Below are 12,710 nucleotides of genomic sequence, written 5' to 3'. Positions count from 1 at the left end.
TGATGTTTATTATTTTTTATTGGTCATATGTAATTCACATAACATTATTGGTGTTTACAACCAATCCAAAATCATGCTTATTCCATATTTTTAATTTTGAAATTATTTAAAAGTATACGGAACTACTTCAGTCAATTTTGGATTTTTAATCAAATCATCAGCCGGATAAGGCAATAAAAGACTCGTAGCAGTAATCGTTATATGTTTAGGAGTGTCTTTATCACCTCTATTTTGTGCTTCCAATATTGCTTTAGCTTTAGCAAAAGGCAAACGTCCTAGATCAAAATAATAATCTCCTTCACAAGCTAATTCAGCACGTCTTTCTCTAAACACATCATCAAAAGTGATTGTCGCCTTGGTAGGCAAACCGGCTCTTTTACGAACTGCATTGTACGCTTTAAGAGCCAAAGCATCAGAAGTACTACCTGTTTGCGAGCCTATAACTGCTTCTGCATAAATCAACAACAGCTCTGCATAACGCATCTGGTAAGTGTTCATGCTACTTTCCCCATTAAAAGGTTTGTTGAACTTTCCGGTAACAGGTAAATTTTCTTTTCCGATTACATATTTTTTTAATCCTGCCCCTGAATTTTGAACTCCATTTGGAACATCAGTTAAATTAAATGTGTATCCTAATAAATAAGGAGAATCTACAGCTAGGGTTGCAGCATAAGTTAAATTTGGATAATAATCGCCGGGAAGCATAAAAGTCTCTTTTCTTCTAAGATCTCCATCCTCAAAAACGTTTTTGATTAAATCCTGAGATGGTGCCACCTGAGCAGAATATGTAGTTTCAACCAACCTATTTTCCGGAGCAAATGTTGTATTAGAGAAGTTACCGTCAAAATAAGTTCCTGCTCCTGTCCATTGCCATGCAAAGATTGACTCTTCGTTATTATTGTTCATTTGCAAAAATAAATCAGCAAAGGATTTTGTAGGTAATTCATCACCCCCCAATAATTTAAACTCACCACTATTAATTACTTCTAAGGCCATAGCTCTGGCAAGGTCATATTTTTTCTCATATAAATATACTTTTGCTAAAAAAGCCTTAGCAGACCCGCTTGAAACATGCGCATTAGCAGCGTAATTAGAACCTCTAACTTTAGTTCTTAAATTAGCAGCTGCAAATTTCAAATCATTTTCTATAAATTTATACACATCTGCAACTGGATTACTAGGAACTACAAAATTCGCAGCATAATCAGCAGTGTTTTCAACAATAGGCACATTACCCCATAATCTTACCAAGAAAAAATAAGAAAAGGCTCTGATAAAATGTGCTTCTCCTAATGCGTTATTTAATGCTTCTTTGCTTACTTCAGGACCAACTCCTGTTGGCAAACCATTAATATAAGCATTACAATTTGCAATGGCTCCATAACATGATCTCCATGAATCAGAAATGTAGGATGCTGTATTGGTAAAGCTCAAATCAGTGAATTTACCAAAATCATTATAAGGACCGGCATACATATTACCAGAGATAACATCAGTAATACCATAATATCCGGCTTTATTCATATTAAACCAAACCAAACCATACAATCCATTAGCAGCATTATCCAACTTAACATCCGAATCATAATAGTTAGTTAAAGTAGGTGTTCCCTGTGCCGGCACATCTATAAAGTCTTGAGAACAAGAAGATGAAACCAACAACATCAATGTCGCTGCAACAACACTGCTTCTTTTTATTATATTTTTCATATTAATTACGTATTAAAATTCAACATTTAAACCAAAAGTTATCTGTCTAGGCGTTGGATAACGTCCGTTATCAATGCCTGATAATAGTGCATCTTGGTTGTAGGAGCCCACTTCAGGATCATAACCTTTATATTTGGTAAACGTATACAAGTTTTGTCCGGTAGCATAAAATCTCAATCTTGATAATTTTATTTGTTTAATAAGATCAGCCGGCAATGAATATCCTAGAGTTACATTTTGAATTCTTAAATAAGAACCATCCTCAATAAAGCGAGATGATACCGCATTATTGATATGATCATAAGTTGATGGTCTTGGTAAAGCTGCATTTAAATTGTCAGCTGAATAAAAATCTGCCGCTTCAGTTAAATAATTTGTTCCTACACCACTGTTCATTGTGCCTGTGGCACGAGTTAAATTCATTATTTCATTTCCATAAGTTCCCTGAAGGAAAATAGACAAATCAACATTTTTGTATTTGAAATTATTGGTAAAACCATAATTAAAATCTGGATTTGGATTTCCAATTGGAACTAAATCTTTAATATCAATAATACCATCGTTGTTTTGGTCCTTATAAATCACATCACCTTTTTGAAAACTTGGTAATAATGAATTAGTCCCGTCTTTCAAAGGCACTTTGGAACTTCCGTTATCATGCCCATAAGTCAATAAATCAGCATCTGTTCTATAAATACCTACTGCCTCATAACCTATAAATGACCCGATTGGCAAACCTTCCATTGTTCTCGAAACAGTTACAGTATTGTAAGCCAAGGTATTGGTAGTTTTAACAATATTCAATCCTTTCATATCAGTTACCTCGTTTATATTTTTGGAGAAATTAAAACTGGTATTCCATGAAAATTTTTCAGAAAAGTTATGAGAATAGCCTAATGTAAACTCAATTCCTTTATTTCGCATACTTCCAAGATTAAAGTATGGAGGATTTACACCACCTTCATAATCTCCACCACCAGAAAGGAAGTTTGGCAAAGGAACTTGATACAAGAAGTTATCATTATCCTTTCTATAAACATCTACAGAAGCGGTTAATTTAGAATTAAACATTGTAAAATCTAAACCTAAATTTGTCTGTACCTGAGTTTCCCATTTTAAATTTGCATTATTGGTGTTTGATGGCAAATAAGAATTCCCCATTGAACTGTTAACCAAATGCAGGTTAGAATCATATAAATTATTAGGAATTTGATTGTTACCTGTTTGTCCCCAACCAAATCTAATTTTAATATTATCAACATACTTTTTAGTACTTTCCATGAAGGTTTCATTAGAAAGTTTCCAAGAAGCTCCAAATGACCCAAAAACACCCCATTTTTTACCAATATCAAACTTTGAAGATCCATCTGTTCTAACTGCTCCAGTGATTCCGTATTTGTCACCATAATCATAAACAACCCTTCCTAAATAAGAAGACAATGCCTGGTCTCCTTCGTATGGACTATTTACTATTGCTTTAGACAAATCAGAATAAGCTAATTCATGATGGCTATTGTCTTTAAAACCAGTTGCGTTAATTGAATACCCTTCCCAATGTGATTTGTTCGACTCCTGTACTGCCAAAACTGTGAAATTATGTTTACCGATAGTATTTCTGTAAGTAAGCATGTTTTTTAAGTTCCATGAGTTACCTGAAGATGGATTATAATACAAATTCGCATAGCTTTTTACAGCATTCCCTAAAGAATACATTGGATCGTATTGTTGCCCTAAATTGTCATAAATATATCCACCCGCTTCAAAACGATAATCCAATCCTTTGAACAGATCGATTTGAGTATAAAAATTCCCAGAATAATTTTTTCTAACCAAGGTATTAGACCCTAATAAAGAAGTCGCCACAGGATTAACGAATGAAGTTGCTCCTCCTGTCGGTGGTCCTGCAAAAGCTCCTGACAATTCTCTAACAGCTACATCTGGAGTAGATGATAATGAAGTAGCAACCACTCCATTAAATTGACCGTTCAAAGTTAATTTTTCATCTGTAATAGCACCACTCACATTGGCACCAACTTTTATGAAACTATTCAGTTTGGCATCAATATTAGATCTAAAATTATATCTTTTGAAACCCGATTCAATTACAATACCTTCTTGATCTAACATACCTCCGGATATATAATAACTTACCCCCTCTTTTCCTCCTGAAAAAGATAACTGATTCGATTTCATAATCCCCGTTTGATAAATTTCTTTCTGCCAGTCAGTCCCAGTCCCTAAATATTCTGGATGGGCAAATTCTGGTCGAAGAGGAATACCATATACTTTTGACAAAGCATTTTGATGTGTTGCATATTGTTGCAAATTCATCGAAGGTAATTGTTTAGGCAAATTGCTGATAGAATAACTATTTTCATAGGTTAATTTACCTGTTCCTTTTTTACCGGATTTTGTTGTTACGATAATAACTCCATTAGCTCCTCTTGAACCATAAATAGCGGTAGCAGAAGCATCCTTAAGTATATCAATCGATTCTATATCACTAGGATTTAACATTGCCAAAGGACTTACCGTAATATTACCGGCATTGGAAAAATTAGAATTTCCAGATGCATTTCTCCCTGATGTAGACGAATTTCTTGCATCTCCAGAAATTGGCACTCCATCTATTACATACAAAGGCTCATTCGTTCCTGTCAAAGAAGAAGCTCCCCTAATTTTTACTGAAACATTACTTCCCGGTTCACCGGAATTATTACTTACAACAACACCAGCAGCCTTTCCCTGCATCATTTGGTCAAATGATGAGGCCTTCAAATTTTCCATATCTTTTGAACTAATACTGGAAATAGCACTGTTTACGTCTTTTCTTTTCATAGTCCCATAACCAATAACCACAACGTCTTTTAAATCTTCAGCACTAGATTTTAAAATTACATTTATGGTTGATCTTCCATTAACAGCAATTTTTTGTGTAACGAATCCCACGAAAGAGAATGACAAAGTAGCATCTGAAGGTGCATTAACTACAAATTTTCCATCAAAATCGGTTGAAACAGATTTTCCTGAACCCACAACCGTAATATTCGCACCTGGAATTGTAACCCCCTTATCATCTTTCACAACTCCTTGCACCTTGGTTTGTGCAGTAATTAAATTGCATGATAACAATAAAAATAAAATCAATGGAACAGCCCAATGTTTAGCATCCCAATGAAATAAATTAGACAATGGTTTTTTCATAATAATTAGTTTGTTAGTTAAGTTTAACAATCTCATAAAAAAAATATTACATGAGACCATTTTGGCATTAATAAATATTTAAGATTTATAATTGACAAATTTAGAGCAGTAGTCAACATTATATTAATATTATTATATCATTTAATGATAATATATTTTCAAAATGAAAAATTAAATTATACATAACAAAATTATATACCTATTTTTTTAAATTATCAATACTTTATAACCATAATATATGGTATATATGCAATTATTAAAACAAAAAAAATACCCCTTAAAAATAATTTTCAAGAGGCATTTTAATTAAAACTCAAGCTGTTTTATAAAATTCTTTTCAAACCTGAGAAATCATCACGGTATTGACTAGGGGTACATTTCTTAAATGACTTAAAACTTCGATTAAAATTAGCAATATTATTGAAACCTGACCTAAAGGCAACCTCAGAAATACTAAGGTCTTTCTCCACCAACCACCTTGCAGCATAGCCAATTCGGATATCATTAATATAATTGACAAATGTTTTTCCGGTACGTTTTTTAATAAACCTATTAAAGGAAATCGTTGTCATATTAGCAACACCTGCAACTTCTTCCAATGATAATTTTTCAGCAAAATTCTTTTGAATATAATCGTAGATTGTTTTCATTTTATCATTCTCTTCAAAAGTGTCATTTTCTACCGTAAACGTTGACAAAAGCCTTTGATTACGGGAGTTGGCAAGATCATAAAGTATCGATATGATTTCCAAAAAATAATCCATACCATCCAACTTAGATATCTTTATTAGTCGCGGGGTGAGCATTTCTGCCACTTGATTTGAAAATAAAATACCATGCACAGAACGGTTGAACATCTCTTTTATGGGAGTCATAATTCGTCTAGACAACAAATTTTCATGAAAAAGATCATTATGAAATTGAATGGTTATTTCCTGAATATCCTTGTTTTTACATTTATGTTGTTCCCACCCATGATACAAATTAGGCCCAACCAAAACCAACTCAACATCGTCAATCTCTTCTATATTATCCCCTACCACTCGTTTCACTCCTTTTCCATTCAATATAAAATTGATCTCATATTCCGGATGATAATGAATCGGATAATCAAACACATCTTTGACTCTATCAAAAACCAAAAAACTATCCTGTGCCGCAAGAGGAACAATTTCCCTGTGAAATTTTTTAAAAGCGCTCATAATTCATTTTTTATTTGCAATAATAAGATATAAAATTGATAAAATAATATTAATACAGAAGATCTTATTAGCATATCTTTGAAAAATGAATTTATGCTTTTTAACTAAAAAGACGATTAAAAAATATATTCTATTTTAAAAGCATTACTTTATTGACTTTTTGATAAAAAATTAATAAAAAACACAAAACAACAATTTTAAAACTCAACCCTTTTACATTAAACTGGAATCAATTTTAATTTTAACTAAAAACTATCAAAAAAGCATTAGTATAAATATGACAAAAACTAACTACATACTCACTCTTTTTCTAAGCTTTAGCATGTTTTTCACCTCTTATTCACAATTTAGTGATACTAAATTATCATTATCAGATAAAAAATCTACCAACAACACAGTTCAGTTGTACCAAAATTTTAAAAAAACAACTCAAAAAGGTATACTATTTGGTCATCAGGATGATCTTGCCTACGGTGTAAATTGGAAATATGAACAAGGAAGAAGCGATGTAAAAGATGTAGTTGGAGATTATCCAGCAGTATATGGATGGGATTTAGGTGGACTTGAAACCAAATCGGACAAGAATATTGACGGTGTGCCTTTTGACAAAATGAGACAATACATCGTTGATGCATATAAAAGAGGCGGAATTATCACTATCAGTTGGCATTTCAACAACCCGTTAACGGGAGGAAATGCCTGGGATACCACTCCAAAATCATTGGCATCTGCTTTGCCAGGAGGTGTAAGCCACGAAAAATATACAACTTGGCTTGATGAAGCTGCAAAATACCTATTAACTTTGAAGGACAAAAAAGGGAATTTAATTCCAATATTGTATCGTCCATTTCATGAACTGACAGGAACTTGGTTTTGGTGGTGCAAAAACAACGGAAGTCCCGAAGAATTTAAAGCGCTTTGGAAATTCACAACCGAATATTTTCAAAAAAAAGGAGTTCATAATTTGATTTATGTGTACAATACTGCCGATTTCAATTCAAAAGAAGATTTCCTGGAATATTACCCAGGCGATGAATATGTTGATATTTTAAGTTTTGACAAATACAATTATAACGATCCTTTAAAAGACAATTCGTTCGTAGAAAGTTGCCAAAAACAATTTGGGATAATGGATAATATTACCAAAGAACACAATAAAATAATGGCATTTGCGGAGACGGGTTACGAAGCTATTCCGTATGACAAATGGTGGACAGATACTTTGATGAAGGCCATAGGCAACTATAAAATTTCTTATGTACTGGTTTGGAGAAACCATGGCTGGCAAGAAAAAGAGAAAAAAATGCACTACTATGCACCATTCAAAGGACAAACAAGTGAAAAAGATTTTATCGAATTTTACAATCTTGACAATACCCTTTTTGAAAAAGACGCCGCAAAAATAAATCTATATAAAAAACAAAACCATGACGACAAACCCAAAGAAAGGAATGGATATTAAAATTAGTTTAAAAGAAAAAATTGGTTACGGACTAGGAGATGCTGCTTCCTCAATGTTTTGGAAAATTTTCAGCATGTACCTTATGTTTTTCTACACAGATGTTTTTGGGATCGCACCGGCCGTGGTTGGAACCATGTTCCTGATTACCCGTATTTGGGATTCTTGCTTTGACCCCTTGGTAGGGATTCTTGCGGACCGCACCAAAAGTCGTTGGGGAAAATTCAGGCCTTATTTGCTGTGGACTGCAATTCCATTTGCAATAATTGGTGTACTTACATTTTACACACCCGATTTTGACGAAAAAGGAAAAATAATATACGCATACGTTACCTATTCTCTAATGATGATGGTGTATTCGATAATAAATGTCCCTTATGCATCATTGTTGGGAGTTATGTCAAGCGACCGAAAAGAGCGTACCACACTTTCCTCCTACCGCATGGTTTTTGCCTTTGGCGGAAGTTTGTTGGCACTTTGGTTAATTGAACCTTTGGTAAATCATTTTGGCGGAAATTTAAATTCCAAAACAGGTTGGTTATACACGATAATTACTTTTGGAACCATCACTACTATGTTCTTTTGGTCTTGTTTTTTCCTAACCAAAGAAAGAGTACAACCGATTAATGACGAAAAACCAAATTTAAAAGAAGATTTAAAAGATTTGATTAAAAATGGTCCTTGGTGGATTCTATTGGGCGCAGGAATAGGTGCTTTGATTTTCAACTCTATCCGTGACGGAGCTGCCGTATATTATTTTAAATATTACGTAAGCAGTACAGTAAACTACAGCTTCAATATTTTGGGCGAAAATTTCACGATGACTCCAACCACACTTTATCTTGTCTTGGGACAGGCCGCCAACATCATCGGTGTAATTGCAGCCACTCCTATTGCCAATCGGATAGGCAAAAAGAAAACTTTTTTTGGTGCCATGACACTTGCCACAATTTTAAGTTTCTTTTTTTATTATTTAGGCAAAGAAAATATTGCTCTTATCCTATTTTTTCAAGTACTAATCAGTATTTGTGCAGGATGTATTTTCCCTTTAATCTGGTCTATGTATGCTGATAGCGCCGATTACTCCGAATGGAAACAAGGAAGAAGAGCCACTGGACTTATATTTTCGGCTTCTTCGATGTCCCAAAAATTTGGATGGACTATCGGAGGTGCCGCGACAGGATGGCTTTTGGGATACTTTGGTTTCCAGGCCAATGTTGCACAAACTGCCATTGCACAAAACGGAATATTACTAATGCTAAGCTTTCTTCCGGCAATCGCCGCTGCATTGTCGGTACTTTTCATACTCTTCTATCCCCTTTCAGAAGAAAAAATGCAAACCATTGAGGATGAACTTAACCTCAAGCGAAATTTAAATAAATAATTATTTGACATAGAACTTTTTAGTTATGAACACAAATGAAGTAATGGCCGATTTTAATCAAAAAAAAATCGAGCTTAAGGGACAGTTTATTGCCTTAATCGAACGTAAAAACGAACCTCTGAACGAAATTGGAAACGGAATATACACACGTTATAAATACCCTGTTTTAACGGCTTCGCACGCTCCTTTGGAATGGAGATTTGACTTTAATCCTGATACAAATCCTTTGTTTTTGGAAAGAATTGCCATCAATGCGACTTTCAATGCAGGTGCTATGAAATGGAAAGACAAATACATTCTTGCTGCCCGTGTAGAAGGTGCCGACAGAAAATCTTTCTTTGCTGTAGCCGAGAGTCCAAATGGGATCGATAATTTCAAATTTTGGGACAAACCATGCGTGATTCCGCAAACGGAAGAACCTGATACCAATGTGTATGACATGCGTCTTATAAACCATGAAGACGGATGGATTTACGGTATTTTTTGTACCGAAAGAAAAGACCCGTCAGCGCCAAAAGGCGATACGAGCACAGCTGTTGCCAATGCTGGAATTGTGCGTACCAAAGACTTAATCAACTGGGAAAGATTACCTGATTTGATTTCGAACACGGGACAACAGCGCAATGTAGTCTTGCATCCTGAATTTGTAAACGGAAAATACGCTTTATACACCCGCCCGCAGGACGGATTTATTGACGTAGGAAATGGCGGCGGAATAGGACTTGGATATGTTGATGACATGAAAAATCCAATCGTAAAAGACGAAGAAATCATTTATGGAAAACAATACCATACTGTTTATGAACTAAAAAACGGTCTTGGCCCAGCTCCTATTAAAACTGAAAAAGGCTGGTTACATTTGGCTCACGGAGTTCGTAATACCGCGGCTGGTTTACGTTATACCCTTTATATGTTCATGACCGATTTGAATGATATTTCCAAAGTAACACACGCTCCTGCTGGACATTTTATGGCTCCTGAAGGTATTGAAAGAGTTGGTGACGTATCCAATGTTTTATTTTCAAACGGATGGATTGAAGATGAAGATGGAACCGTTTATATCTATTACGCTTCGTCTGACACCCGCATGCATGTAGCGGTTTCCAGCGTGGACAAACTTGTGGATTATGTCATCAATACTCCTGAAGACACCTTGACTTCTGCAGGTTCTGTCAACACAATTATCAAACAAATAAATAAAAACAAAGAAATTTTTTAATTGTGCAAACCGATTTAAAAAATCTAAAAACAGAATTAGAGCTTGAGCTTCAAAGCATCCTTTCCTATTGGATAGAAAAAACTATTGATACAAAAAACGGAGGTTACATTGGACAAATAGATTACAACAACATAACAAATTATGAAGCAGAAAAAGGGTCTGTATTAAATGCAAGATTACTATGGACCTTTTCTGCTGCATATAAAATATCAAAAAACAAAGAACATTTAGACACCGCAAAACGTGCTTTTGAATACTTTTCGGAGCACTTTTACGACAGTGAATTTGGTGGTGTTTTTTGGAGTGTTCATTACGACGGAACCCCAAAAGACACTAAAAACCAAATTTACGCTCTGGCTTTTGCTATTTATGGATTGAGCGAATATTATTCGGTTTCCAAAGATGAAGAAGCATTGAAAATGGCAATTGCTCTCTATCAAAAAATTCAGGAACACAGTTATGATACCAAAAACGGCGGCTATCTGGAGGCTTTTACCCGCGAATGGCAACCCATTGCCGACTTGCGCTTAAGCGAAAAAGATGCCAACGAAAAGAAAACGATGAATACCCATTTGCATATCGTAGAAGGATATGCCAGTTTATATACTGTTTGGAAAGATGAATCGCTGCGAAAAGTCATAGTTGAACTATTAGAAACCATCGAAAAGTATTTTATCAATACTGAAACCGGTCATTTAAATTTATTTTTTGATGAAAATTGGGTAGAAAAGAAAGACGTTATTTCCTACGGCCACGACATTGAAGCCGCTTGGCTTTTATTGCAATGTGCCGAAATTTCAGAAGATCCTAAACTAATTGTCAATTATAAAAAACACGCCATTCAAATTGCAGATGTAACCAGAGAAGGGCTTGATTCTGATGGTGGTTTATGGTACGAATACAACCTTGAAACTTTCGAATTAATCCCAGAAAAACATTGGTGGCCACAAGCCGAATTGATGATTGGTTATTTTACCGCCTGGCAACTTTCCGGTAAACAGGAATATCTGGACATCGTTTTCAAAAACTGGGATTTCACGAAAAAACACATCATTGACAAAGAAAATGGCGAATGGTTTTGGGGAATCAACTCCGATTATTCCACTATGAAAAAAGATAAAGCGGGATTTTGGAAATGTCCTTATCACAATGGCAGAGCCTGTATTGAATTAATTCATAGAATCTAAAAGATATTGTGGTATGAGAAATCCTTTTTTAAAAATCATAATCCCAAGTCTTATAATCGCACTTAGCAGTTGTTCCAAAGACGACCCTGCGCCCGATCCCGTAGTAGTAGTTCCTCCAGTTGAAGTTACTGACGGACTAACAACTCAAAACGTAAAAACCTATCTGGTTGACAAAAATGCCACCACCGAAACCGTTGCATTATTCTACAACTTAAAGAAATTAGCCAAAACCAAATTTGCAATTGGCCAGCAAGACGCTTTTAACGGGTTTTACAACAATGGTTCTACAGCAGAATCGGATATCAAGAAAACGACGGGCTATGATCCTGCGATTCTTGGTTCAGATTTTATGTTTATTACCGATAAAAATAACAACGGACAAGCCAGCAATTGGTTTTACCAACAAGAAGTTATCATTACCGATGATGTAAAAGAAGCTTACGCCAAAGGGATGATCAATACTTTTTCGTGGCATATCCGAGAACCATATAATGACAATAGCTTTTATGCTGCCGACATGACGACGGAACAAAAGGCGACCGCATTCAAAAGTATTCTACCAGGTGGCGTAAACAATGCCTGGTACAAAACAAAACTGGATAAAGTCGCCAGTGTGGTATCCAATTTAAAAGGTTCAAAAGGAGAATTGATTCCGATTATTTTCAGGCCTTTTCATGAATTTGACGGAAGCTGGTTTTGGTGGGGAGCCGATTATTGTTCACCAGAAGATTATAAGGCAGCTTATCAATTTACTGTGGAGTATTTAAGGGACACGAAGGGAATTCATAATATTTTATATGCTTTCTCTCCTGATAATTCCTATTCGACATCAACGAATTATTTAAGTCGTTATCCTGGTGATGCTTATGTCGATGTTTTGGGAATGGACAATTATGGAGATTTTAATAATCAAGGACAAACTGGAGCAGATAAAGCGAATGCTAAACTGAAAATGATATCCGACTTAGCGATTTCAAAAGTAAAAATTGCCGCAATGGCCGAAACGGGTTATCAGGTTACCGCAACGATTCCGCCCATCGACAATTGGTTTTCTACGTATTTGTACAGCGCACTGACGGCAAACAATATCCAAATAAGCTATGTACTATTTTGGAACAATACCCAAAATGCCTATTGGGTACCAACGCCAACTGCATCGAATGCGGCAGATTTTAAAACTTTTGTAACCAAATCGAAATCGGCATTGGTGAATTCGTTGCCGAACATGTATGTTTTGCCGTAATTGAGTATTAAGATTTTGAACGTTGAACTCAAACCTTTAAACTTTTAAACCATAAATTGAATAGCATAGTCTCTAGCCCTGATAACAGTGGAAAGCCCAGAA

At 35.1% G+C, this 12,710-nt stretch carries 8 protein-coding genes; 5 read left to right on the top strand and 3 right to left on the bottom strand.

Annotated features, from left to right (window positions below):
- Window positions 1-102 precede the first annotated feature (102 nt).
- From OZP12_RS07600 to OZP12_RS07590, 3 genes are all read right to left on the bottom strand, one after another.
- Window positions 103-1,710: a RagB/SusD family nutrient uptake outer membrane protein gene (locus tag OZP12_RS07600; RefSeq protein WP_281228440.1), complete on the bottom strand. Its 1,608-nt coding sequence runs from the start codon at window positions 1,708-1,710 to the stop codon at window positions 103-105.
- 12 nt (window positions 1,711-1,722) lie between these two features.
- A complete protein-coding gene (locus OZP12_RS07595) occupies window positions 1,723-4,914 on the bottom strand; it encodes a SusC/RagA family TonB-linked outer membrane protein (protein ID WP_281228439.1) in 3,192 nt (1,063 codons plus the stop codon).
- 323 nt (window positions 4,915-5,237) lie between these two features.
- Window positions 5,238-6,116 (bottom strand): helix-turn-helix domain-containing protein, encoded by an 879-nt coding sequence (locus OZP12_RS07590; RefSeq protein ID WP_281228438.1) that lies wholly within the window; start codon window positions 6,114-6,116, stop codon window positions 5,238-5,240.
- Between the two features lie 277 nt (window positions 6,117-6,393).
- Here OZP12_RS07590 and OZP12_RS07585 point away from each other — a divergent pair, with 277 nt between their 5' ends.
- The 5 genes from OZP12_RS07585 to OZP12_RS07565 are packed head-to-tail and all read left to right on the top strand — an operon-like array spanning window position 6,394 to window position 12,608.
- Window positions 6,394-7,578, top strand: a complete 1,185-nt coding sequence (locus OZP12_RS07585; RefSeq protein WP_281228437.1) for a glycoside hydrolase family 26 protein — start codon at window positions 6,394-6,396, stop codon at window positions 7,576-7,578.
- On the top strand, window positions 7,544-8,959 hold the full coding sequence (locus tag OZP12_RS07580) for an MFS transporter (protein WP_281228436.1): 1,416 nt from the start codon (window positions 7,544-7,546) through the stop codon (window positions 8,957-8,959). Before OZP12_RS07585 ends, OZP12_RS07580 begins: the two co-directional genes overlap by 35 nt.
- Before the next feature lie 43 nt (window positions 8,960-9,002).
- Complete coding sequence (locus OZP12_RS07575) at window positions 9,003-10,178, top strand: glycoside hydrolase family 130 protein (RefSeq protein WP_281229034.1); 1,176 nt, start codon at window positions 9,003-9,005, stop codon at window positions 10,176-10,178.
- Window positions 10,179-10,180: 2 nt separating this feature from the next.
- Window positions 10,181-11,365 carry an AGE family epimerase/isomerase gene (locus OZP12_RS07570; RefSeq protein ID WP_281228435.1) on the top strand — a complete coding sequence of 395 codons (1,185 nt, stop codon included), beginning with the start codon at window positions 10,181-10,183 and terminating at the stop codon, window positions 11,363-11,365.
- Window positions 11,366-11,378: 13 nt separating this feature from the next.
- Window positions 11,379-12,608, top strand: a complete 1,230-nt coding sequence (locus OZP12_RS07565) for a glycoside hydrolase family 26 protein (protein ID WP_281228434.1) — start codon at window positions 11,379-11,381, stop codon at window positions 12,606-12,608.
- Window positions 12,609-12,710: the final 102 nt, after the last annotated feature.

Source organism: Flavobacterium aquiphilum, from assembly GCF_027111335.1.
GTDB lineage: Bacteria > Bacteroidota > Bacteroidia > Flavobacteriales > Flavobacteriaceae > Flavobacterium > Flavobacterium aquiphilum.
Note: the sequence above shows the minus strand (reverse complement) of the source record. Positions and strands in the feature narration are given on the sequence as shown.